This window comes from Bifidobacterium phasiani, from assembly GCF_019331775.1.
Taxonomy (GTDB): Bacteria; Actinomycetota; Actinomycetes; order Actinomycetales; family Bifidobacteriaceae; genus Bifidobacterium; species Bifidobacterium phasiani.
In genome coordinates this window covers 41517-65405 of sequence record NZ_JAHBBD010000007.1, presented here as the reverse complement: position 1 = coordinate 65405, position 23889 = coordinate 41517, and the positions used below count along the sequence as shown (strand labels likewise).

The following is a 23889-nucleotide window of genomic DNA, read 5'->3' as shown; positions in this document are numbered from 1 at the left end:
CCTAGAACCCCGCGGTCACGCGGGCGATCGCCTCGGCCGCGCGGACGACCAGGTCGCCGATCCACGCGACGACCTCGCCGAACCACGCCGTCACCGGCTCGGCCACCGGGGCGATTACCGGGCCGATCACCGGCGCGAGCGTCGCCTCGCAGGCCTCCGCCAGCGTCGCCCCCATCGGGGAGACCCACGCCGCGGCGACCAGCCAGACGACCATCGTGCAGGCGCACAGCAGCCGCGGCGCCCGGATGCGGGCGAGCAGCCACGCGCCGACCACGACCACCGCACCGACGATCCACGCCGCCAGCCCCGGCACGGCCAGCGCGGCCTCGATCAGCGTCGCGCCTCCGTCGGCGCGCAACGGCATGCCGAGGAACGCGGCGCCCAGATACCGGGCCACGGCGATCGGCACGACGCCGGTCGCGCAAACCATGACCGCCAGTGCCGGCGCGACCATGCCGCCCGGCCCGGACGGCGCGTCCAGCGCGGTCGTGTCGCCGCCCACGTGGCGGAACGGCGTGCGCCACGGCGCGTCCTGCATGTCATGCATGCCGTAGGCGGTGAACGCCGCCAGCGCGGCCATCAGCACGGCCATGATCCACTGCCGCGCGTCGGAGGCGTCGGCCGGGGCGCCGAGCAGCGCGAGCGCGGTCAACGTGTCGACCAGCGCGATCAGAATCAGCCCGTCCGAGGTGTCGTGCGCGGCCTTGGGCGCAAGCAGCAGGTGCGCGACGATCAGCGCGATCTGCGCGACACCGAGCGGCGTGGCCTGCGCCGCGACGGCCCATTCGGCGATCGCGAGCAGCGGTTCGGGCAGGAACCAGAGCCATCCGCCGAACACGGCGACCACCCACAGCATGGCGAGCACGGCAAGGCTCAGCGCGCTCGCCGTGGCGACCAAGAGGTACGTGCTCTGCGCGTCGTCCAGCCCCGGCCGGCGGTCGGCGGCCGACCCGGCGGCCTGCCCGGCGGCGCCCCGGCCGCCGGCAGGTCCGGCGCGGTGATCGTCCGCATCCGCCGCGCCGCCGAACACGCGCCGGAACACGTCGGCGAACATCTCCTCGGTTCCGAGCGTCGTATCCGCCGCGTCGCCAGCGCCTGCAAAGCTCGCGGCCGCCCGCCCGGCCGCCCGCGATGCCGCCGTCTCGCGGAACGTCAGGTGCGGCATCGCGTCGAGTACGCGGCGGACGTCCGCGCCGACGCCGGCGTGGTCGTAGACGGTGACGGGCGCGTCCGCAGCATCGAGCACGGCGCGGGCCATCCACAGTTCGTCGGTGATCGTGGCGGCGGCGTCCGGAACGGCCGATCGTGCCCTTGTGCCGGCCGACGACGCTGCGGCCGACGCAGACGCCGCCGACGGCCGCGACGACGGCCCCGACGACAATGGCGACGACAACGACGGCGCCCCCGTCGCGCCGGGCGCGAACCTGCCGATCGGCCGATCCGCCACCTCGCGCAGCGGCAGCGCCGGGCAGGTCACGACCGCCCGGTCGCCCTGCACCGCCGCGATGACGCACAGCGACGCGTCCGGCGCGCCCGGGCACAGGCCGCGCACCGTAGTGCCGCCGGCGTCCCGCGCCGCGTCGACCAGCAGCAGCGTGATCGAGGTGGTCATCGGGATCCTCCTTTCTTCCCATCGCACGAGCCGCCGCGGAACGCGTGGTACAGCTCGTGCATCGTGGGCCGGTCCTGTGGGTCCTCGGCCAGCGCGCCCTGCAGTGCGGCCAGCGCCTCGGATCCGCCGGCCGCGCGGACGGCGGCGCGCTGCGCGGCGCTGCGCACGCGCCGGACGGTGGACGGGAACGGCTCGCCGCAGGAGCACAGCCGCAGCACCAGCAGCGCGGCCTTGTAGACGTCGGTGCGTTCGGTCTGCACCGTGGCCATCGCCCGCGCGAACCGCCGTTCGTCCTCGCGCCGCGCCTGGCCCGCGCGGCGCTGCCACATAACCGACTCCGGCACGTCGAACCCGGGCGTCGTGCCCTGCGCGATGCCGCAGCCGCAGCCCTGGCGGCGGTAGGTGTCCACCTCGATGAACCCCACGTTCGCCAGCGCGCCCTGGCGCCGCTCCGGCACGTAGGCGAGCACGTTGCGCAGGCTGATGTCGCCGACGACGAAGCCGAGGCGGTGGACCAGCGAATAGTAGGCCAGCAGCTGCGTCACGATGCGGGCGCGGCCCTCGTCGCCGAGCGGGTGCAGTCCGTCGCGTACCAGCATCGCGTCCTGCGACGGGTCGCGCACCCAGCGTTCCAAGTGCGCGACCTCGGCGTCGCGAGCGTTCGGGCCGCCGAGGAAGCGTGCGTCGACGCGGCGCTCGACCACGCCGACCGTGCCGTCGTCGGCGGCGACCGTCGCCAGCGGCCAGGCGGCGTGATGGTCGAGCATGCCTCGGATGCGCGCGCCGTCTGGTCGCGCGCCCAGCCCGTGGTAGGCGCCGACCAGCTGCTCCAGCGTGAGCAGCGTCGCGGTCTCGCGGCCGCGCATGGTCCGCGTGGGCCGGTAGCGCTTGTAGACGAGCCGGTCGTGCCCGTCGACCCGCATCGACTCGGGCAGCAGGTACACCGTGGCCTGCGCGCCGCGGCTGAGCCGGGTCAGGTCGTCGGGATTCGTGCGGGCGAGCTGCCGCAATGTCATTGCGCCCATACCATCACCACCGTCCGGTCGTCGTGCGATTGGAACTTCAGATACGAGGCCGCGCGCAGCAGCTCGTGCGGGGCGACCGGCCGCGACAGGCGCCGCAGCAGGTAGCCCGCGGTCGGCGTGGAACCGTCGGCCATGTCGTCGCCGATGCCGTCGGTGGTGAGCATCAGCGCCTGGCCGCCGCGGCCGATCGTGCCGGCGACGATGCGCGGGTAGCCGGCGCCCGGGTCGGCGGGCAGCGGGCGGATCGCGCTGGTCGCGAGGCCCGACTCGTCGCCCTTGGTGGTGCCGAGCGGCAGGACGCCGTGGTCGGCGTCGAGCAGGAACGCGTAGCCGTCGCCGGCGAGCGTGGCCCGCACGAACGTGGGCGTCTCGGCTTCGGCGTCGACGACGAGCACCTCGGCGGTCGTGCCGAGCAGGGCCGCGTAGGTGGAGTCGTCCGGTCCGGGGTGCGATGCGCCGGTTTCGCGGGCCGGCGCGCCGAGCAGCCGTGCGGCCTGACGGCGCAGCGCGTCGCGCGTCACGGCGGTGACGGCCTGCCAGTCGAGCGACTCCGGGGTCGCCCCGCCGCGCAGTTGGTCGCGTACCGCGGCCGTGGCCGAGCGGCAGACCACCGAGGCGCCGATGTGCGAAAGCCGCGCCTGGGAGGCGCCGTCCGCCACCGTCGCGATGATGTGGCGGCCGGCGCGCAGCAGGCCGGCCGCGTCCTGCCGCGGGCGGCCGAAGTCCTCGTGCGCGAGGCCGCGCAGCGAGGCGTAGGCGGCGGTCACGCCGTGGTGTTCGACGATGTCGAGCGCGACCGCCGGGCCGCTGGTCGCCGCCTGCCGCTCGTTGACCGCGCGGCGGTGCGGCAGCGCGTCATCCGTCGCATGGTCGGCCGCCGCGCCGGGTGTGGCGATGCGGTCCGTGCCGGCGCGGTCGCCGGTGCCGACGGTGGTGATCTGGGGCGCCGCGGGGCGCACCCAGCGCGGGCGGGGTGCGGCGGCGGGCGATGGTTGCGGTGCGGTGGATTGGCGGGGTGCGGCAGATTGGTTCGGTGCGGTGGGCTGGTTCGGTGCGGCGGCGGGCTGGTACGGTAGCCCGTTCGGTGACGGTTCGCCGGCCGGATCCGTCGCGTCGCGGTCCGTCGTCGCGTTTGCCGTTGTGGGGGCGGCGGTGACGACGCGACTGATGGCGGTGCGGTCCGGGGGCCGTGTGCCGCCGGTCATCGCCGTGGTGCGCCGACGCTCGGTCACGGCCTTCGAACGCGGCGGGAAGGCCGGGGGAGCGGGCGGCGACAAGGGCGACGGCTGTGCGCCTTCCACACCCTCTACACAATGTGCATGCTGGGAGCCGTCCCCGATGCCCGGTATTTCGCCATTGGAGGGTCGTGAACCTTGTACACATTGTGCGCGGGGCGAGAGGCCGTCGCGTTCGTTGCCGCCATCAGCGCTGCCGTCGTCAGCGCTGCCGCTATCTCTGCCAGCAGCATCAGCAGCATCATTAACATCATCAGCGTTATCAGCGTCATCGGCGCCGTCGGCCCGCCGCCGACGCTGGACGGCCGAGGCGGCCGCGGACAGCGCGACCGCGATCAGCAGCCCGGCCGCGGCCGGCGCGATGGCGAGGATGGCGCCCATCCAAGGTTCGATCATGTCGTTGCTCCCGGTGTCGTTGGGGGGCAGCAGCACCTCGCGCGGAACGGCGAAGGAACGTTGCCCCCGGTGTCGTGGGGTTGGGTTGAGGGCCGTCGGCGGCGGGCCGGCGACGGCGTCAGGACAGCACGTCGTAGTCGAGCACGTCGAAGGATTCGGGGATCGCGCTTTCGTCGATGATCGGCGCCTGCTCGTCGTCCATGCCGGTGCCGAGCCCGATGATCGTGCCGTTCATCAGCTCGACCAGGTCGACGATGGACGCGGCGACGTCCTTCGGGTCGCGCGCGATGAGCACGCTGCCGCGGCGGTTGCGGTACTTGGCGATCTTGTCCGGGGCCACGTCGCCGACGCCGCAGGTGATGAAATGCGGCGCGAAGCGGAAGGCCGGGTCGGTCAGGCGGCGCCACTGCTCGTCGCGCTCCTCGTCGTCGTCATTGGGGTTGCCGTCGGTGATGAAGAAGACGACCGGGCGGTGGATGCCCACCTTCAGCCCCGACAGCCGCTCGTGCCGCTGCAGGCGCCCGGGCAGCTGCTCCAGCTCGGTGCGGGCCGCGCGGAACGCGGCGCCGTAGTGCGTGCTGCCGTCCGCGGTGAACTTCACGTCGCGCTCCTCAAGCTGGGAGAGCAGGCCGGAGGCGCCGATCGGCAGCAGTACGTGGGCGTCCGTGTTGAACTCGATGAGCCCCACGCGGGTGGACTGATCCACGGTCGGGAACTCGCGGCCGATCCTCGCGAGGTTGGGGACGATCCGCTCGGCGATGCGCAGCGGGCAGGTCTCCTCGTCGCCGCGCAGCATGGACGGCGAGGTGTCCTGGATGATGAGGAACGGCGAGAACGTGATGTCGTACAGCGTGGATCCCATGGCGTGCTCCTTGTCTGGTCGTGCTCGGGTGCGTCCGGTTATGCCCGGTTGCGCTTGGTGGCGTCCGGTCGCGCCCGGCTTGGTTCGGACCTGCCGGCGGTCGGTCCGCCGGCGTTGCCGCCAGTCAAGCAGCATCGGGTCCGGGGGTGCTCCGGGTGGCGATGCGCGCCGTGTCCCCACGGTGTTCCCCGCACGTTCCCCGGTGCCGCCGCGGGGGTGGAACATCGTGCGCCGGCGTGGCGCGAAGCCCGTAGTATAAGGAATTGGGCATGGATCGAGGGAGCACCATCATGGCAGGCGACGGACGGCGGAAGCGGGCCCGGCGAGGCGACGCGGGGCAGTACTGGGACATCGAGGCGGTCGGCTACCGGCTGGTCGCGGCCCTGCTGCGCCCGATCCGCGACGACGCCGACATCCACCACCGCCAGTGGTCCGAACCGGACCGGACGACCGGAACGGCCGATACCGCCGAAGCCGCGCCCTACGATGGCGGCGAGGCGCCTGAGGTGGAGAAATCCCAGCCGATACGCCATGTCGAGCGCCAGGCCGACGCAGATACGCCCAAGACGAAAGCCGCCAACGACACGACGCGAAACGTGGACATATCGACGGGCGAGGCGGACGGCACACGCGACCGCTATGTGCGCAGCAAGCAGCAGATGCTGCTGGAACGCATGATCGGCCCGTGCTTCGCCGACGGCTCCCCGGCCGCGGTCCCGTTCGGCGCGACGCCCGGCGACGACCACTCCGCCGCCTCCTACAACCACGCATGGTCGTCATATGGCGCCGGCGATTTCGACGCCTGGTTCTGGCAGGTGCTCAACCGGTTCGACAGCGCCGAACGCGCCCGCATCGTCGCCGGGCTGTCGCACAACATCCCCGGCGTCTCCGCTTCGACCGCCTCCGGCATCGCCCCGCTGACAGGCGCCGCCGCTCCGGCCGGCGCCGCCGCGCCCGCCACCCGCGAGCCGCGCATCGCCGAATACTCCGCGGTCGACTGCCGCTACGAGCCGCCGGCCATCGGCATCGCCGCCCCCGCCGGCTCCGATGCCGCCTCGGGTCACGCCGCCGGCGCCGCCGATACCGCCAGCGCCGCAAGTACCACGACTCCCGCCGCCACCCAACCCTCCGGCTACTACGCCAGCGCGCAGGCGCTGCTGCACGCCGACCCGCTCGTGTCGTACCGCCCGTGCGAGGGACTGGCGTTCTATGGTCTGTCGCAGTGGGACGAGGCGCGCGCCGCGGCGGCTGCCTCGCCGGACGGCGTCGCCCGCCGCCGGTTCTACGGCGTGCGCGGCATCGGCCCGCACCACGAGCTGATCCTGCGCCTGCGCCCGATCGGCGGCCTGCGGCTGCTGCCCGGCGACCGCGATATCTTCCCGTTCCCGTACGCCGACGAGGCCGAGGCGTGGAAGGCGGACGTGGGCGAGCGGCTCCGCGACGACGCCAAGGCCCGCTACATCGGCCGGGGCAACTATCTCGACTACGCGCTGTGCTTTCCGTACGCGGCGGCCGCCTGGCTGTCGCGCGTGCAGTACCGCGACGACCCGGCGACCGCGTGCCGTGCGCTGCGCGAGGCGCTGTGCTCGGCGACGGACGTGTTCGACGCCGGCGAACGCCCGGAAGACCTGCCGCTGTCCGGCGACGCGCTCGCGCTCGCGGCCCTGGTCGCGCAGGCGATGGTGCGGCTGTACCTCGACCGCTCGCCGTCGGGAGGCGACGGCCACGGCTTCGGCCGCGCGCTCGCCGACTGCGCCGGCATGGCCGATGCCGACGCCGACGCGGTGCCGGCATACCTGCCGGACTATCTTGACGGCGTCGCCGAGTGGGGGCGGACCATTCCGATGCGTCGTCCGGACGGCAACGACGACGCGCCGACCTACGACACCGGCTTCGTGTACCCCGCGTTCGTGGGCGCGAACCCGGTGGCCTGGCTCGCCGACTCGCTGCGCGCCGGTGAGCCCGCCCGCCGCGGCCTGTTCATCCGCGCGAACGCCGGCATGGGCAAAAGCACGTTCGTGCGCGGCCTGGCCTACGCGCTGGGCGAGCTGCTGCCGAACGAGTACCGCTCCTCGCGCAACCGCAGCCCGGTGCGTTCGGGATTCGTGCGCTACATGGCCGAGCAGGTGGACGCCGTCCGCTGGCGGGCGATCGAGTCCGGCGGACTGATACCCGTGGTCGTCGCCCAGCGCGACGTGCCGTACGCGGCCAACGCCGCCGAGGCGGGGGAGCGCGAAAGCGAGTGGTACCGCTCGTTCGAGCCGCTGCGCGAGGGGCCGCTGGCGCCGGACGACTTCGTGGACTTCCTGTACTCCCGTCTGCCCGACGAGATGAAGACGCGCATGTACGCCGACCGCGGCCGGCACGCCGCCGCCCGGCACGGCCTGGACGTCTTCGACGCCTTCGACGGGTTCGCCGCGTCACCCGATGCGCCGTCCGCCGCACCGTCTGCTGCGTCGCGCGCCACGCCGTCTGCCGCGGTGCCCGTCACACCGTCTGCTGCGTCGCCCACCACGCCACCCGCCGCGCCGCCGCCCGCCGAACTGACCGGCGTCGCCCGCTTCCGCGCGCTGCTCAAACGGCCGGACGCGCTCGTGCTCATCGACTCGGTGGACGAGATCCCCTTCCGATGCCGCGGGCACTTCCTCGACTCGCTGTCGCGGCTGATCGCCAGCGGCGACTACGCCGTCGGCCGCTACGTCATCACCAGCCGTTCGCTGGGCGGCGCGGAGGAGGCGGCCGTCGACCGGCTGTGCGGCGAGGGCCCGCGCGCCGAGTTCGCGCCGTTCGACGAGACGCGGCAGCGCCGGCTGTTCTCCATCCTCAACGACGCGTACGGCGGCACCGCCGCCGCGGGCTTCGACGCGATCCGCCGCACGCCCGGCTTCGACGCGCTCATGGGCAACCCCGGCATGCTCGCCGCGATCGTGGAGGAGCTCAAGAAGCCGGGCGCCGACGCGTCCGGCGGCACGCTGGCCAATCAGTGCCTGGCCAACATCGAGCGCATCCTGCCCAAAACCGGCGGAGCGATCCCAAGCTGCGACCGCGTCGCCATCGCGCACCTCGCCTACGACGCGATCGTGGCCGACCGCATGCGCTTCGCCGACGGCGCCGAATGCCGCGCGGCGAACGGACAGGGCGAGTTCATGCGCCCGCGCTTCCTTGAGCTGTTCAACCGGTACCGCGAGCAGGACGGCGGCGACCGCGCGCAGTCCGAGGAGGCGCTCGACCGCACGATCTCGCGCTGCGGCATCTTCCGCGAAAGCGCCGACACGATCCGCTTCGAGTACGAGGGCATCAAGGCGTACTTCGCCGCGATCTGGCTGTGCCGGCAGCTCGACGGCGGCGCCGACCCCGCGGTCGTCGACCGCTTCCTGGCCGGCAACGGGCACGAGAGCGTGGCCGTGGTCGTCGCGGCGCTGTGCGTGTTCCAGCGCATCGAGGTGGCCGTCGGCGACAGCTCGGCCCTGCGCGGGTTCTACCGGCATGTGGTGTTCTCCGCGTTCGCGCGCGACGACTACCGGCACACGTCCGGCGTGGTGGGCGCGGCGAACGCCCAGCAGGTGCTGCGGCTCATGCCGGTGTTCGACTTTGGCGGCCCGGTGCGCCAGCCCGAGCCGGTGCGCACCTGGCGGGCAGGGCTCGACCGCTTCCTCGTCCTCGCGGCGCGCGGCGCGGGCGTCGGTGTCGGCGGCGTCGGAGCCGTGGCGGGTGGCGTCGGGACCACGGCGGCCGGGGCCGGCGGCATCGGCGTTGCGGGCGGCGGGATTACCGGCGTGCCCGACCCGATTACGGGCGTCGGTACTCCGGGAATCGCCACCAGGCTCGGCGCGCCCGGTCCCGCCACCGGATTCGGCGTGCTCGACGCCGCGATCGGCACCGGCGCGTCCGGTCCGGGCACGACGATCGGCGCATCTTCCGGCACGTCGGCGTTCGGCGCCCCGTACGGCGGCGGTTCCTACGGCGATGCCCCGTACGATCGCGGCGTCTATGGCAACGGTCCGTACGGCGACCCCCACGGCGGCTCCTATGCCGGCGGCCGCTACGGAAGCGACCCCGGCGCCGTCGGCCCCTACGGCGGCGACCCGCCCGATTCCCCGGACTTTCCCTACGACGGGCCGTCCTATTATGACGGCATGATCATCCGATGACGCGACCAAGGAGTGCCATGACCACCGCATACGCAGACTCCCCGCAGCCCGTCGCGGCCCCCGACGCCGACTCCGCCCGCGCCCGCGAGGTCTGGACCGCCATCAAGCGGCGCGTCAAGGCCGAATACCGTCGCGTGTTCGCCAGCGACGACGAGGGCGACGAGCCGTGGATGATGCAGTACGCCGTGCGCAACGGCGCCGACGCCGCCACGATCCGCGTGGTGTACGAGCCCGACGTGCACAGTGTGCAGATCCGCGTGATCTACCCGTTCGAGATCCCCGCCGACACGCTGCCGTTCGCGCAGGCGTACGTGTGCGCGCAGGCGTATGACGCGCGCTTCGTGGCGCCGCGGCTCGCCGACGACGGCGAGATCATCTGCGGTTGCGTGGTCCCCTTCCGCCCGCAGGACGAGTTCCCGCTGGAGCTGTTCTGCGAGCTGCTGCGCATGGCCGCGCACGTCGGCCTGCGCCACTACGGCCGGCTCCGGGCGTACGCGGAGGGCGAGCTTGGCGACGACGAGGTCGCGCGGTTCCTGGAATGGCTGCCGCAGGCGCGCGCGCTGCTCGAACGGCGGGCGAACGGGCAGCAGGAGGGCGGACGGCATACGGCTGGGCGGCATACGGACAGCCAGCATATAGCCAGCCAGCATATGGCCGAATGGGACTGACATGACGCGACTGTCGCAGCTCTACCGCCGCCTGGCCGTCGGCATACCCGAGATCGCGCGTCCACGCGCCGCCCGCCGCCTGGCCCGCGACGCCACGGTCCGCTGGTTCCCCGACCCCGACATCCGCTTCCCCGTCGCGCTGGTTCCGCAGTCGCCCGCCGCCGGGGCGCGCCCCCGCGGTACCTTGTCCGCTGACCAGGCCGCCCGTCTCTCGGCCATCGCCGACCTCATCGGCGCCATGCCGGCCTCCGCCCTGCCCGGCGACGATGCGCCGCACGCCGGGGTGCCGCATGCGCCTGCGTCGATCGGCGTTCCGCGCGCAGGGGGCGCCGGGCCGGCCGCGCTCGCCGACGGGTCCGTTCCGTCCGCCGGCGAGCCGACGCGGGAACCGCGCCGCAGCTGCACGGTCGTGGAGTTCCCCGACTCGCTGTCCGCGATGGTGCCGTTCCTCCGGCAGTCGCTGGTGTCGCTGCTGTGCGCCGAACCGGACGCCGACCTGGACGCGGCCGATCTGGCGCGCCTGCGCCGGAGGTTCTTCGCGCCGCTGCGGCTCGCCCCGCCGCCGGCCGACCCCGAGACCGAACCCGTGCTGTACGTCACCGGCGAGGCGCTGTGCCGCGAGGGCAGCGGACGGTGGGTCGTCGACGCCGACCTGCTGGCCCGCTCGGCCCGCACGCTGGCGGACGCGCCGCTGCAGCCCGCCGACCTCGACGACATCGAGGCGTCCGCCACGCGGGACTGCTCGGTCTGCATCGTGGACTGCACCGGACGCAATGCGCGGGTGCTGTCCCTGGCGACCGCGTTCGGCATGATGCAGTGGACGATGGCATACCGCGAGGGCTTCAAGAATCTGATCATCCTGGTGGACCGGCCCGACGGCGCCGCCGACGTGGGCCGCGATCTGGTCGACCGTATCCGGCGCGGCGGGTTCCCGGGCATGGAACACGCGGATGCGCGGGTGCTGGCGCTGGAGCCGATCGCCGACGCCACGGCGCTGGACCGCTTCGCCGACGTGTGGTGGCAGTGGTTCGGCATGGGCGGGGTCAGTGACGGATTCCGCCACGAACTCGACTATCTGGTGCGTCAGTTCGACCTCATGCCGTCGGCCGCCGCCACGGCCGGGCCTGATACGGACGGCGGGTCTGCCGGCGGTGCCGCCGCGGCGAACCGCATGACCGCCGTCGACGGCGCCGGCCGTGCGGACGGCGGAGCGGACGCGGCCCCGGGCCCGGACGACGGGGCGAGCCGCGCCGAACGTCGCGCGGCCGCGGCGGCGGGCGGCGACATCCTGCTCACGTTCGCGTCGCTGCTGTGCGACGGCGTCTACGTCGACGACCTGTACGAGTTCGTCGAGGCGATGGACGCGCGGCTGCTGCGCGGCGGGGAACGGCGTGAGCTGTACGCCGCGGTGACGCGGCTGCTGCACGGCTACCGCGCCGACAACGCCGCCGGACCGTCCGGCGCGCCCGGCTTCGGCCGCCGGTGGCGCGCCTGCCGCACCGAGGCCGAACGTTGGGCGCAGGCCGCCGACGAGCCGGCCGGAACCCCGGAACGCCGGCCGTTCCCGCGCTACCTCGACTGCCGCCTGCAGGAGCTGCCCCGGACCGCGCTGTACCGCGAACGCACGGTGCTGTCGCCGTTCTCGCTGTGCTTCCTCGCCAAGGCCGTGGTCGACGCGACGTACGAGACCGGCGACGGCGCCGCGGTGCCCGTCGACGTCGTCGCGATGCTCACCAACGACCTGTCGTCCGAGCAATGGCTCACGCTGGTGCGATACGTGCTGCGCATGATGCTCGGCGTCAAATCCCAGCAGCGCGAGGGGCAGGCCCGGCTGCTGCTCGAGGCCTGCTACCGGGCGCTGACCGCCGGAGACGGCCGCCGGCGCAACGGGTTCGACGAGGCCGAGCGCCGCGACGGCCGGCTCGTCGCGCCCGCGCTGGTCGAGCTGTCGCTGGAATGCGACATGAACCTGTCCGGGCGCTGGTTGGCGATGTGGCGGGACTTCTTTCTGCACGGGCTGACCGGCCGCCGCCAGCCGCGGACCATCGAGGCGGTGCGCCGCGAGGCCCGGCTGGTGCCCGGCAACCTGCGGGCGCTGCGGCGCATGGCGGAGGCGTGCTTCGCCGACGCCTGCGCGCGGTACGGGCGCAGCGGCGACGCGGCCGACCTGGCGGAGGTGCAGAACGCCGTGTGGATGGAGCTGGTCGCGCGCGACGGGGACGGAGCGGCGGCGGAGGTCGCCGACGAGCTGCGGCGGGCGCTGCGCGATGTGGACGCCGACGGGTGCGATGGTGGTGCCGGGGGCGTCGGCGGCGCGGAGAGCGATGGCGGCGCGGGTGCTGGGCTGGGCGGCTGGGGCCGACGGCTGCACGCGATCCATCTGATCGATTTGGCGGCGTGGAGCGCGCGCGAGGGCATCGACCTGCCGTATCGGATGCCGCGCGCCGTGGTGCGGGCGTGTCTGACGGACGCCCGCTACGTGGACGCCGTGCTCGCGGCGCTGGCGGTCGGCGGCAGTGGCGACGGTGAGGATGACGCCGCGCCCGATCCGTGGTCGCGCGCGCTGTATGCGGCCGCCGCCGGCCCGTTCCGGCAGCTGGTGCTGCGCGGCATGTTCGCGGCCGACCCTGGGCGGCTGGACGCCGTGCTCGCGGGCGCCTGCAACCGGCTCGCCGGTCTGCGCGTGGCCGACGGCGTCGTTGTCGAACCGACGGCCGCGCTGGCGGCGATGAGCGTGTTGGCCAGCGCGCTGTACGCGCAGGCCGACGCGGCGTCGGCGGGCGAGCCGTCGACGGGTGCGGCCGCGGTACCGGGCGGTGGCGCTCCGCAGTCGTCCGAAACGCTCGACCGCGTGCGCGCGGTGTGGCAGGCGTGCCTGGGGCGCGGCGCCGATGGGACAGGTCCGTCGGGCAAGCTGCGCATGTACTGCCTGGTCGTCGGCTACTATCTGGGGTTCATCCCCGAATCCGAGCGCGACCGGATGCTGGCGACGATGCCGTTCCGCCGGATCGGCGCCGACGAGCGGATGCTGTGCGCGGCGTTCCAGCGTCTCGAATGCAGCACGGACGTGACGGACGCGGCGGCTGCGGACGCGGCGGAAGCGGCGGCGTCATGCCCGCGGAATGCGCCGGACGCCATCCGCCCGACGGAAGCCGACGACGCGACCGATATGGCGGACGCCGCGGATGCCGCGGACGCCGCCGGCGTGCCGGGCGCAGGGATGTGACGGGCCTGTAGGCGTGCCGCCGGGCTGACAACTTCCCCCGACCCCGGTAATATGGAACAAGCCCCTAAACGGAACCCGACGACGCAGTGCGCCGATACGCAGTGGTGTCGGTTCGCATGACCAAGGAGTCGCCGTATGCACATCATGTTCGTCTGCACTGGCAACATCTGCCGTTCCCCGATGGGCGAGCTGCTGCTTGCCCGGTACCTGGCGAACACGACGGTGCGGGTGTCCAGCGCCGGCACGCGCGGCCTGCCGATGCACCAGATCGACCCGTCCAGCGCGCGTCTGATGGACAGCGTCGGCATCAACTCCAGCGGCTTCCGCTCCCGCCGCCTGACCCGGCAGATGGCCGAGGAGTCCGACCTGATCCTGTGCTTCGAGGCGAGCCAGCGCAAGGACATCGTCACGCTCGCGCCGGCCGCGGTGCGCTACACGTTCCTGCTCAACGACTTCGCCAACATGTGCGAGTACTGCGCCAAGAACGGCCTGGTCAAGGGCCTGACGATCCAGGAGCGCCTCCGGTCCGTCATCGACGCCTCGTCGATGATCCGCCCGATGCTGCCCGCCCCGGGCGACATCGAGGACCCGCATGGCAAGGAGTTCGCCAAGTTCCGCAAGGCCGCCGACCAGACGAACCAGGCCATCCGCACGATGCTGACCAGCATGCGCAAGCACTACCGCGTGGACGCGGCGCCGGTGCGCCAGCAGATCACCCGGCAGGACTTCGCCTCCGCCTGGTGAGGGCGCGGGGCGGACGGTCGGAGGCGCGGCCGCCGCGGTGTCGTGCGTGGCGAGTCGGTTCCAATCGGCTATTGGCCGTCACGGATACGGAGGCAGTGTGTCGCGGTCCAAGCGGGCGTCTGTGTGACGGCCGTACGTCAGTCGCCAGCCCGCCCGTTTATGCGGATTCTGTTCGGATGCGTTCCGGCGCGGCCCGGCTTGCGGCGCTTCCCCATGCCGGTGTGCAAGAATGACCCCGAACCATGGTGAGGGGGTTGTGGTGTACGACGATTTTGACCGCTTCCTGTCCGAGTTCGAGGAACCGGACGACGACGGCGCGCGCCCGCGTCCGCGCTCGCATGCGCGCGGCGGCGGGGTGTCCGAGTTCCCCGACACCGACGCCGTCGGCTCCGGTTCCGACGCCGCGTCCGCGCCCGCGCACGTCCCGGCCGCCGCGCCGCGCCGCACGCCGGCGCCGTACAACCGGGCGGTCCGCGCGCTGACGGCGCTGCTGTGGCTGGCCACGCTCGTCATCCTCGCCGTGATGGTGCTGCGGATGACCCCGAACTGGCTCGACGGCCGCCGATACATCCCGATCGCGGTCGCGTTCGTGCCGTGGATGGCCGTGCTGTCGGCCATCGTGCTCGCCATCGCGCTGGCGATCCGCAAGCGGGCGCTCGCCGTCGTCAGCGTCGTGTGCCTGCTGGTCCAGCTGTGCTGGCATGTCGGCTACCTGTATCCGCGCGAGGCGCTGTCGCCGGCCGCGCGCGCCGCGGTGCAGTCCGCGCAGGTCGACACCACCGACCGCTACGCCCGGATCATGACGCTCAACACCAAGAACGGCTGCGCCGACGCGGAGCAGATCGTGCGGACCGTGCGCGACGAGCATGTGGAGGTGCTGGCGTTGCAGGAGGTCAGCGCGGATCTGGTCGACCGGCTGAACGCGGCCGGCATCCGGGAGGTGCTGCCGTATGCGACGGTCGCCTCGCCGGCGGCGAACGACAACGGCGGCGTGAACGGGCTGTGGAGCGCCGCGCCGATGAGCGACGCGACCGGCGACCTGATCCCGATCGAGGCGTCCAGCATCCCGGCCGCGTCGATCGACTTCGGCGGCACTGCGATCAGGTTCGGCTCGGTGCATCCGTTCTCGCCGCGCCCCAGCAACCAGGGGCTGTGGGACCGCGGGCTGGGCGCGATCAGCCAGCTGCGCGGCGACGAGCACACCTTCGTGCTGATGGGCGACTTCAACGCGACCTGGGACCATGCGAGCTTCCGCTACCTGCTGGGCGACCGGTTCGTGGACTCGGGCGAGAACGCGGGGGAGTGGTTCCACATGACGTACCCCGCGAACAAGACGCTGTTCGGCGTGATCCCGGTGCCCGCGGCCGTGGAGATCGACCACATCGTGCACGACAGGGGCGTGGTCGTCGGGGATCTGGATACCGTGTCGATCGCCGGCTCGGACCACAAGGCGCTGCTGGGCACGCTGGAGGTGCCGGGGGAGTAGCGCGGGCGCACTGACGATTCCGGCAAGTTGTCTGAATTGGTTATTGGCGCTGGGCGGAATGGCCACGTTTACTTGATGCTGTGGCTGTTCGATTGATTGATGGGGTTCCTTTTGTTCGGATAATCGAACAAAATGGAATGTTCGATTTTTCGAACATGAGGGTGCGTGATTTTGCGGTCCGTTATTGGGTCCATTGGTTAAGGTCATCGTCGCAGTGGGGGCTTGCCGCGTTGACATGGTGGCTACATAATTCGTTATGCGGTGTGTGCTTGTTATGGTCTAATCCATGAAGCGGTACCACTGGTGGAGAAACGACTTTTCTGGTAGATTTGTCTTCGGTAAAAGCCACCATTGCCTCTCTTGGATGCACACCAGGGTGGCATTTTTTATCTGTTGTGCAATGCCGGATGATTTGTGCCTGGCCGGTAATATTTCGGGGCGACCGCGCCGGAAACGCGATCACCCCGGATGATTGTGCGTTGCGATTCCACGACGGGATACCGCCGCGTTTCGTCATTACTCGCCTTGATTCGCTTCGCCCTCGTTCTCGTTCGCGGCGGGAACCTCCGAGGCCTTGCGGCGGCCACGCTTCTTCATCGTGCCGGCCTTGGCGTCGTTGATGTCGAAGATGATGGCCTTGTCGTCCGGCTGGCTGACGCCCTGGATGGAGCGGTAGTCGATCTCGTCCTCGGAGGGGTTGTGCAGCTCGAAGAACGAGCAGATGGTGACGAGCACGGCCGGGGCCTTGATGCTGACGGAGCCGGTCTGCTTGTCGGCAGGCTTGCTGAACTTGATGGCGTTCTCCTCGTCCGCGGAGCAGGCCTGGATTGCGACCTGCTTGGCGGATTCGTTGACGAGCACGCGCACGTGCGAGGGGTAGCCGAGCTCGGCGGCGGTGGCCTTGTTGAAGCGGATCGCGGCGCTGGTGATGGTCATGACGGCCTTGCTGGCGGGTGCGGCCAGCGAAATCTCATGAAAACCCTGCAGGGAAGCCATGTGCAATTCCTTTCGATATTTGGATGGGTGTTATGTGTTGAATTATATGGCGCGTATTGGGCAAATTGCTGAAGCAATGATTCGGCAATAAGACAATAAATATTATGCGCTAGATTGATATGTGATGCAATTGCCGGTGGTATTGCCTGAATGAAATAACTCGAATTAATGTGATGTTGTTTGCCGATAGTGGTGACGTTTGTGTGGTCGACCAGTATTTTTGCTCGGGTTTGCGTCGAATATGGCGATTATGACATACGCGCCGTCGTATGTGTCGGGAATCTGAGGCGTAGTTGCATTACGTGCGGTAGATTCGGCGCGCTGCGGACATCGAATTGCCTTACGTGAGGTTGGGTATACGCGATGCGCCGGGTATGGATGGCGGTATTGCGCCGGATCTATCGCCGGTATCCCGGCAAAGTGACCGCACGTAATGCAGATGGATGTCCGCAGGCCCTCATATCCGCTACACATAGCCGACAACATGGCCCTCCTGTGCTCGCGTACCACCCAATACCGGTATTCCGTGCGGCCGATCGCTGTCGTGTTGTTCTCGTGTGGTTCCTCGTCCTAAGCGCCACGTCGTCCGCGGCGGCGTAGGCGCGGGGCGGTCTTCCGGTGAAAGGCATGGGGTGACGAGGGCATCGAAGTCAGGCGCAGGCATACGAGGGTATGCGCTGAATTGCAGCCCAATGCCGGCCGGTTTGTGAGAAAGCAGTGAAAAGTAAAGCGGCTGGAAGCGACGCCATTCCCCCTTACTGTGAACGCTGTGATTAACGTGAGTGGGTATGCCGGCTTGTTGCCGGGGGCAACATGAGGGACTGCCCTACGGGGTACCCCGTATGACCTGGGGGGTATGTATACTGAACCAAGCGTATGAATCGAAGGAAAGAAGGGCCTTGATGTGCGTATGTTCGTCTGATAAGCGCCGTTATGTTCCTTCTGTGGTGGGCCGTCGGGACGCGCAACTGTAGGCGCGGTCGGGCCTGGAGGGGAATGTCTGATGAAGGGTATCGTTCTTGCCGGCGGGTCGGGCACGCGGCTGTATCCGCTGACGTCGGTGACGAGCAAGCAGCTGCTGCCGGTGTATGACAAGCCGATGATCTACTACCCGTTGTCGGTGCTGATGATGGCGGGGATCCGGGACATCCTGATCATCTCGACGCCGTCGGATCTGCCGAATTTCGAGCGGCTGCTGGGGGACGGCTCGCAGTACGGGGTGAGCCTGTCGTATGCGGTGCAGCCGTCGCCGGACGGCCTGGCGCAGGCGTTCGTCATCGGCGAGGAATTCATCGGCGGCGACGCGTGCGCGCTGGTGCTGGGCGACAACATCTTCTACGGCAACGGGCTGAAGAAGCGTCTGCGCGCGGCGGTGGAGCGCGCGGAGCGTGAGGGCCGGGCGACGGTGTTCGGCTATCACGTGGACGATCCGGAGCGGTTCGGCGTGGTGGAGTTCGACGAGGCCGGCAACGCGGTGTCGATCGAGGAGAAGCCGGCGCAGCCGAAGAGCTCGTACGTGGTGACGGGCCTGTATTTCTACGATTCGCGCGTGTGCGAGTACGCAAAGCGGGTGAGGCCGTCGGCGCGTGGAGAGCTGGAGATCACCTCGCTGAACCAGATGTATCTGGATGACGGCAGCCTGTCGGTCATCACGTTGGGACGCGGGTTCGCGTGGCTGGACACGGGCACGATGGAGAGCCTGTACGAGGCGGGCGAGTTCGTGCGGTCGGTCGAGCGCAGCCAGGATCTGCCGGTGTGCGTGCCGGAGGAGATCGCGTACGAGAACGGCTGGGTCGGCGTGGACGAGCTGCTGGACGCGGCCGAACGGTACGGCAAGTCGCTGTATGGCAGGCATCTGCGCAACGTCGCCGAAGGCGGAATCGTGAAGGAGGAGCGGTAGCGATGGGTGAGGTGTTCGAGCCCCGGAACATTATTGTGACTGGTGGTTGTGGGTTCATCGGTTCGAATTTCGTGCATTACGTGGTCGACAACCATCCGGACGTGCATGTGACGGTGTTGGATAAGCTGACGTATGCGGGCAATGTCGAGAATATCGCGGGCCTGCCGTCGGATCGTGTGGAGCTGGTGGTGGGCGACATCTGCGACGCTGAATTGCTGGATCGTATTGTGCCTGGTCATGATGCGATCGTGCATTATGCGGCGGAGTCGCATAACGACAATTCGATTGCGGATCCGGAGCCGTTCCTGCGTACGAATGTGGAGGGCACGTTCCGCCTGCTGGAGGCGACCCGCAAGTATGGGGTCCGGTATCACCACATTTCCACGGATGAGGTGTATGGCGACCTGGCGTTGGATGATCCGGCCAGGTTCACGGAGTCCACCCCGTATCATCCCTCGTCGCCGTATTCGTCGACGAAGGCGGCGTCGGATCTGCTGGTGCGCGCCTGGACGCGCACCTACGGCCTGAGGACCACGATTTCGAATTGCAGCAACAATTATGGTCCGTTTCAGCATGTGGAGAAGTTCATCCCGCGTCAGATCACGAACATCCTGACGGGCGTGCGCCCGAAGCTGTATGGTGACGGCCGGAACGTGCGCGACTGGATCCACACCGAGGACCACAGTTCCGCGGTGTGGATGATCCTGACCAGGGGCCGTATCGGGGAGACGTATCTGATCGGCGCGGACGGGGAGCGGTCGAACATCGATGTGCTGCGCGCGATTCTAGTTGCGATGGGCAGGTCGGAGGATGATTTCGACTGGGTCAAGGACCGTCCGGGTCATGACCGCCGGTACGCGATCGACGCGACGAAGCTGCGCACGGAGCTGGGCTGGATGCCCAAGCACACGGATTTCGCGTCCGGTTTGGAGGACACGATCCGCTGGTACACGGACAACGAGGCGTGGTGGCGTCCGGCGAAGGCCGCCACCGAACGGAAGTACGCCGAGCAGGGACAGTGAGGCGCGTCATGGATTTTGAGAAGGATCTGAGGGTTTCGGAGACGAATATTCCCGGTGTGCTGGTGTTCGATCTGAGCGTGCATGGGGATAATCGTGGTTGGTTCAAGGAGAACTGGCAGCGCGCGAAGATGACGGCGTTGGGTCTGCCGGATTTCGGTCCGGTGCAGAACAACATCTCGTTCAATGCGAAGCGTGGTGTGACGCGCGGGATTCATGCGGAGCCGTGGGACAAGTTCATTTCCGTGGCGACGGGTTCAGTGTTCGGCGCGTGGGTGGATCTGCGGCCCGGAAGCAGCTTCGGCCAGGTGTTCACGACGGTGCTGGACCCGTCGAAGGCGATCTACATCCCGCGTGGTGTGGGCAACAGCTTCCAGGCGTTGGAGGACGGCACCGCGTACACGTATCTGGTCAACGCGCATTGGAGCGCGGAGCTGAAGAGGACGTACACGTTCGTGAACCTCGCCGACCCGGATTTGGGTATCGAGTGGCCGATCCCGCTTGACGAGTGCGAGCTGTCCGAGGCGGACAGGCACCACCCGATGCTCAAGGACGCGCTGCCGATGGCCCCGCGGCGCACGCTGGTCACCGGCTGCAACGGGCAGCTCGGCCGCGCCGTCCACGCGCTGGCGGACGAGCTGGGGCTGCCCGGGTTCGACTACTGCGACATCGACACGTTCGACATGTCCGATCCCGGGCAGTACGGCCAATTTGACTGGAGTCTGTACGGCACCGTCATCAACTGCGGCGCGTACACGGCCGTGGACAAGGCCGAGACCGACGAGGGGCGTGTGGCGGCGTGGAAGGCGAACGCGACCGGGCCGGCGCTGCTCGCCCGCGTCTGCGCGGAGCATAACATCACGCTCGTGCACGTGTCGAGCGATTATGTGTTCGATGGGACGCGGGAGACGCACGACGAGTCGGAGCCGTTCGGCCCGCTGGGCGTGTACGGGCAATCGAAGGCGGCGGGCGACCTGGCGGTGGCCGGCTGCCCGCGTCATTACATCCTGCGTTCCAGCTGGGTGATCGGCGAGGGGCATAACTTCGTGCGGACGATGAAGGCCCTGTCGGATCGGGTCGCGGACCCGGATGACCAGCTTTCCCAGGCGACGGTGGTCGACGACCAGGTCGGCAGGCTCACGTTCACCTCGGACATGGCGCGCGCGATCCTCCATCTGCTGGGCTACCGGCAGGGCGATATGGAGCCGACCGCCCCGGCGCCGTACGGCACGTACGACCTGACCGGTTCGGGCGAGCCCGCCTCTTGGTGCGAGATCGCCCGGATGGTGTTCGACCTGGCCAACGGCAACGGGGACAAGGTCAGGCCCGTGTCTACCGGCGAGTACTACGCGAGCGCCGCCGGCCCCATCGCGCCCCGGCCTGCGTACAGCACCCTCGACCTCAACAAGATCGAAACCACCGGCTACCAGCCCGCCGACTGGCGCGAATCGTTGAAAGCCTACATCGAAAAAGGAGCGACAGCATGAGTTGGGGATTGTGTGACCGCATACGGGAAAGAGGTCGTGTGCTGGCAAATTCCAGAATCGTGCAACGGCTGTGGCTTTTAGTGTTTTCGCGGTATATGTCAGGTTCATGCGTTAAGCAATCGAATACCCTTCCGAAGCATTCGGCACTTACATTTCTGACGTTTGCTATGCCGGCAACTCGAATGACGTCACCATTGGCGTTTCGCTGGTCAATGTTGCAGGAGTCCTGACCATGACGAATGCGGTGAATGTGGCGATGCCTATCTCATTATCGGTGGTTTTGTATCGGGACTATCGTACACCGGCGGCCATGATACGGTCGCTGATGCAATTCACTGATTCCCGATTGCAATTCCAGATTATTGCTGTCGACAATAGCAATCTCAGTTCCGGGGATCCCCTAATAGAGGAACGCAACCGATTCGTCAGCGAGTTTTCGAATGATGGCTTTGGACCTGGTTCTGCTCTCATCGCTCATCGATTTCTATATGTAGACGTGCACGAGAATCTTGGTTTTGGCCGGGCGAACAACGTGGCGCTGGACATGGTGAACTCACAGTACCATGCTTACGTCAACCCCGACATTCTTTTCATCGGCGACACCCTGACTGCGTTGAAGTCGTTTATGGATGCACACCCGGACGTGGGAATGTGTATTCCGCGAATGGTGGACGCCCAGGGACATCCTTTGAAGGTATACCGTCGTAACATCACCGTTCTCGACGCATTCAACCGCATGTTCCTTAAAAATCGGTTGCGCAAGCGTGATTACTGGCACACCATGAGCGACAAGGATTATTCCAAGCCATTCCAGGTTCCCTTCGGTCAAGGCAGCTTCCTGTTCGCCCGTACGAAATTGCTTAAACAACTTGGCGGCTTTGATGACTCCTATTTCATGTATTTGGAAGATGCCGATTTGTGCCGCCGCGTTAATCAGGTGTCTCAGCTCGTCTACTGCCCTGATGCAGTTGTAGTCCACAAGTGGGAGCAAGGATCGCACAAGAATCCGCGATTATTCAAGGAACATCTGAAATCGTATGCCATCTACTTCAGGAAGTGGGGACTGAGCCTTGCATAGCGATGTTGTCTCATCAAAACAGTCAACTTCACAGGATGCGATAGCTTCACGAGAACAAAGCACCATCGCTGTGCAGCCGGAGGGCGATCCGGCCATTAGCATCATCGTCCCGGTTTACAACGTCAAAGATTACCTACGTGCGTGCGTGGACTCGGTGCTTCGACAGACATTCGACGATTTCGAATTAATTCTTGTTGACGATGGCTCCACGGATGGGTCAGGAGATCTATGCGAGGATCTATGCGAGCTGGACGATAGAATCATTTGCCTGCATAAGAAGAACGGTGGTCTATCAGACGCGCGAAACTACGGCATTGAACGTATGCGCGGTACATATGTTACGTTCATCGACTCCGATGATTGGGTGGAGAGCACCTATCTGGAATATCTCCATACCAACATCCAACTCCAAGACTCAGATGTCTCCACTTGCATTTTTATGATGCAGTGTGGTGACATGGCAAAACCATGGAAACAACTGCCCAAGAAACCGGTAATGATGACAGGACATGACGCATTACTTTCGATGCTCTATGGGGAGTCTGTCAATGTTTCCGCACACGGCAAGCTTTATCGTTCTAAGCTGTTTAACGATGTGCGATATCCTGTCGGAAAACGCTATGAAGACGTAGGCACTACTTATAAACTGCTACATAAAGCTAAGTCAGTCGCTGTTGGCGGTGCACCACTTTATAACTATGTAATGAGACAAGGTTCCATCACACATGAGGGCAGCAAAGGGATTTTTGATCGCTACCAACTTGCTAGGCAAGCATATTCAAATTTGAAAAGATATGATTATGATATTGCTCATGCTGCAAGGCGTTATTTGACATTTCATGAACTTAGTGTATTGAAATCATTTGACCGTGACGATTTCCAACAGAAGGCACGAGCGATACAGATTAAACAAGATGTACTGAAGCACTGCAAAACAGTTTTTGGGGATGCGCGAACACCACGTAAGGATAAAATCGCTATATGTATTCTTTTCCTTGGATTTAGTATCTATCAATGGTCATGGAATGTATATACACGATTTGTGCAACGAGGACGGCAATGAATAATCGTATCTTCATAAGTATTATTATGCCAGCTTACAATACAGAGCAATATATTGGCAATGCCATCAGTAGTGTTCTTAAACAGAACTATGAAGATTACGAATTGATTATTATCGACGATGGATCGACAGATGGCACGTTTCAGCGGATTCAAGAGGCTATATGTAACCACCCGCAGTGCAAAGTATTTCACAAGGCCAACGAGGGAGTATCCAGTGCGCGTAATACTGGCCTTTCGCATTGTAAAGGACAATATGTTTATTTTATGGACTCAGATGATGCATTGCTTCCCGATGCTTTGCAAACACTTGCCGCGTGCGTTGCGGATTGTAAATGTGACGCATTGTTAGTACGAGGAATATTACAATTATCAAATCAAACCAAGAAACAAAAAGTACCTAATGTAACTAATGAAAATCTATCACAATATGGCCCCATTGCTTGCGGATGGCCCACTTTTGTGTGGAATATACTCTTTTCAAAGGAAATAATAGGAAACAACAAATTTAATGAAAGAATACATATTCAAGAAGACACAGATTTCATTTTTGCAACATGCAAACCAGGTCTGGTATATGGAAAATGTTCCAAACCCATTTATGCATACAGGACCGATAGACAGGAATCTGCTCTATCAACAATATCAAGAAATGATGCCATAAATTGTAAAAATATTCGTTACCTCATCATGGTGAATTCTGATATCACCGCGCCGCATTGTAAATTAGTAAAGGAGTATGGTGACGCATGTTTTGGTGTGTTGAGAAGAACTGCGTCTACGCCAGATTTATATTACAAGGAAGCGCATCTAACTCAAAAACAAAAGTTGTATCTTAAAAAAAGATTATCGATAAAAAATGCAATTGTATTACTTGCGAATAGATATAAATTCTTGATTAACATGTTTAAATTATTGAATTATTTCCTAAGTTGAGGATTC

17 protein-coding genes are annotated in these 23889 nt (G+C 66.7%); 11 read left to right on the top strand and 6 right to left on the bottom strand.

Annotation, left to right across the window (positions count from 1 at the left end; genetic code table 11):
- Position 1: 1 nt before the first annotated feature.
- From KIH73_RS04415 to KIH73_RS04395, 5 genes are all read right to left on the bottom strand, one after another.
- Positions 2-1612, bottom strand: a complete 1611-nt coding sequence (locus KIH73_RS04415) for a hypothetical protein (protein WP_219081002.1) — start codon at positions 1610-1612, stop codon at positions 2-4.
- The gene (locus KIH73_RS04410) at positions 1609-2628 is read right to left on the bottom strand and encodes a hypothetical protein (RefSeq protein WP_219081000.1); all 1020 of its coding nucleotides are present in this window, start codon (positions 2626-2628) and stop codon (positions 1609-1611) included. Before KIH73_RS04410 ends, KIH73_RS04415 begins: the two co-directional genes overlap by 4 nt.
- Positions 2625-3596, bottom strand: coding sequence for a protein phosphatase 2C domain-containing protein (locus KIH73_RS04405; protein ID WP_219080998.1), 972 nt, complete (start codon positions 3594-3596; stop codon positions 2625-2627). The genes KIH73_RS04410 and KIH73_RS04405 overlap by 4 nt, the downstream gene beginning before the upstream one ends.
- 347 nt (positions 3597-3943) lie before the next feature.
- Positions 3944-4144 (bottom strand): hypothetical protein, encoded by a 201-nt coding sequence (locus KIH73_RS04400; RefSeq protein ID WP_219080996.1) that lies wholly within the window; start codon positions 4142-4144, stop codon positions 3944-3946.
- Positions 4145-4386: 242 nt separating this feature from the next.
- Positions 4387-5130: a vWA domain-containing protein gene (locus KIH73_RS04395; protein WP_219080994.1), complete on the bottom strand. Its 744-nt coding sequence runs from the start codon at positions 5128-5130 to the stop codon at positions 4387-4389.
- 290 nt (positions 5131-5420) lie between these two features.
- On the opposite strand from KIH73_RS04395, the gene KIH73_RS04390 reads away from it, so the two are divergent.
- The 5 genes from KIH73_RS04390 to KIH73_RS04370 all read left to right on the top strand — a co-directional run bounded on the left by KIH73_RS04390 (position 5421) and on the right by KIH73_RS04370 (position 15405).
- Complete coding sequence (locus KIH73_RS04390; protein WP_219080992.1) at positions 5421-9281, top strand: NACHT domain-containing protein; 3861 nt, start codon at positions 5421-5423, stop codon at positions 9279-9281.
- A gap of 17 nt (positions 9282-9298) precedes the next feature.
- Complete coding sequence (locus tag KIH73_RS04385; RefSeq protein WP_219080990.1) at positions 9299-9949, top strand: hypothetical protein; 651 nt, start codon at positions 9299-9301, stop codon at positions 9947-9949.
- A gap of 1 nt (position 9950) precedes the next feature.
- Positions 9951-13175, top strand: a complete 3225-nt coding sequence (locus KIH73_RS04380; protein ID WP_219080987.1) for a hypothetical protein — start codon at positions 9951-9953, stop codon at positions 13173-13175.
- A gap of 135 nt (positions 13176-13310) precedes the next feature.
- Positions 13311-13919, top strand: a complete 609-nt coding sequence (locus tag KIH73_RS04375; RefSeq protein ID WP_219080985.1) for an arsenate reductase/protein-tyrosine-phosphatase family protein — start codon at positions 13311-13313, stop codon at positions 13917-13919.
- 256 nt (positions 13920-14175) lie between these two features.
- Entirely contained in the window at positions 14176-15405 is a 1230-nt protein-coding gene (locus KIH73_RS04370; RefSeq protein WP_338023953.1) for an endonuclease/exonuclease/phosphatase family protein, read from the top strand.
- A gap of 516 nt (positions 15406-15921) precedes the next feature.
- Here KIH73_RS04370 and KIH73_RS04365 read toward each other — a convergent pair.
- Positions 15922-16401 carry a hypothetical protein gene (locus KIH73_RS04365; RefSeq protein ID WP_219080981.1) on the bottom strand — a complete coding sequence of 160 codons (480 nt, stop codon included), beginning with the start codon at positions 16399-16401 and terminating at the stop codon, positions 15922-15924.
- A gap of 1003 nt (positions 16402-17404) precedes the next feature.
- Here KIH73_RS04365 and rfbA point away from each other — a divergent pair.
- The 6 genes from rfbA (at position 17405) to KIH73_RS04335 (ending at position 23883) form a co-directional block, all read left to right on the top strand.
- Positions 17405-18301: a glucose-1-phosphate thymidylyltransferase RfbA gene (gene rfbA / locus KIH73_RS04360; protein WP_219080979.1), complete on the top strand. Its 897-nt coding sequence runs from the start codon at positions 17405-17407 to the stop codon at positions 18299-18301.
- A gap of 2 nt (positions 18302-18303) precedes the next feature.
- Positions 18304-19323, top strand: a complete 1020-nt coding sequence (rfbB, locus tag KIH73_RS04355; RefSeq protein WP_219080977.1) for a dTDP-glucose 4,6-dehydratase — start codon at positions 18304-18306, stop codon at positions 19321-19323.
- 8 nt (positions 19324-19331) lie between these two features.
- On the top strand, positions 19332-20807 hold the full coding sequence (locus tag KIH73_RS04350) for a sugar nucleotide-binding protein (protein WP_219080975.1): 1476 nt from the start codon (positions 19332-19334) through the stop codon (positions 20805-20807).
- A 232-nt stretch (positions 20808-21039) separates the two neighbouring features.
- A complete protein-coding gene (locus KIH73_RS04345; protein ID WP_219080973.1) occupies positions 21040-21885 on the top strand; it encodes a glycosyltransferase in 846 nt (281 codons plus the stop codon).
- 70 nt (positions 21886-21955) lie between these two features.
- Positions 21956-22948, top strand: coding sequence for a glycosyltransferase family 2 protein (locus tag KIH73_RS04340; RefSeq protein WP_420830217.1), 993 nt, complete (start codon positions 21956-21958; stop codon positions 22946-22948).
- Positions 22945-23883: a glycosyltransferase family 2 protein gene (locus tag KIH73_RS04335; RefSeq protein ID WP_219080969.1), complete on the top strand. Its 939-nt coding sequence runs from the start codon at positions 22945-22947 to the stop codon at positions 23881-23883. The genes KIH73_RS04340 and KIH73_RS04335 overlap by 4 nt, the downstream gene beginning before the upstream one ends.
- Positions 23884-23889: the final 6 nt, after the last annotated feature.

Bases quoted from the DNA above. Each gene is read 5' to 3' on its own strand.
- KIH73_RS04415 (WP_219081002.1), bottom strand. From the start codon at position 1,612: ATGACCACCTCGATCACGCTGCTGCTGGTCGACGCGGCGCGGGACGCC.
- KIH73_RS04410 (WP_219081000.1), bottom strand. From the start codon at position 2,628: ATGACATTGCGGCAGCTCGCCCGCACGAATCCCGACGACCTGACCCGG.
- KIH73_RS04400 (WP_219080996.1), bottom strand. From the start codon at position 4,144: ATGACGCTGATAACGCTGATGATGTTAATGATGCTGCTGATGCTGCTG.
- KIH73_RS04395 (WP_219080994.1), bottom strand. From the start codon at position 5,130: ATGGGATCCACGCTGTACGACATCACGTTCTCGCCGTTCCTCATCATC.
- KIH73_RS04390 (WP_219080992.1), top strand. From the start codon at position 5,421: ATGGCAGGCGACGGACGGCGGAAGCGGGCCCGGCGAGGCGACGCGGGG.
- KIH73_RS04385 (WP_219080990.1), top strand. From the start codon at position 9,299: ATGACCACCGCATACGCAGACTCCCCGCAGCCCGTCGCGGCCCCCGAC.
- KIH73_RS04380 (WP_219080987.1), top strand. From the start codon at position 9,951: ATGACGCGACTGTCGCAGCTCTACCGCCGCCTGGCCGTCGGCATACCC.
- KIH73_RS04375 (WP_219080985.1), top strand. From the start codon at position 13,311: ATGCACATCATGTTCGTCTGCACTGGCAACATCTGCCGTTCCCCGATG.
- KIH73_RS04365 (WP_219080981.1), bottom strand. From the start codon at position 16,401: ATGGCTTCCCTGCAGGGTTTTCATGAGATTTCGCTGGCCGCACCCGCC.
- rfbA (WP_219080979.1), top strand. From the start codon at position 17,405: ATGAAGGGTATCGTTCTTGCCGGCGGGTCGGGCACGCGGCTGTATCCG.
- rfbB (WP_219080977.1), top strand. From the start codon at position 18,304: ATGGGTGAGGTGTTCGAGCCCCGGAACATTATTGTGACTGGTGGTTGT.
- KIH73_RS04350 (WP_219080975.1), top strand. From the start codon at position 19,332: ATGGATTTTGAGAAGGATCTGAGGGTTTCGGAGACGAATATTCCCGGT.
- KIH73_RS04345 (WP_219080973.1), top strand. From the start codon at position 21,040: ATGACGAATGCGGTGAATGTGGCGATGCCTATCTCATTATCGGTGGTT.
- KIH73_RS04335 (WP_219080969.1), top strand. From the start codon at position 22,945: ATGAATAATCGTATCTTCATAAGTATTATTATGCCAGCTTACAATACA.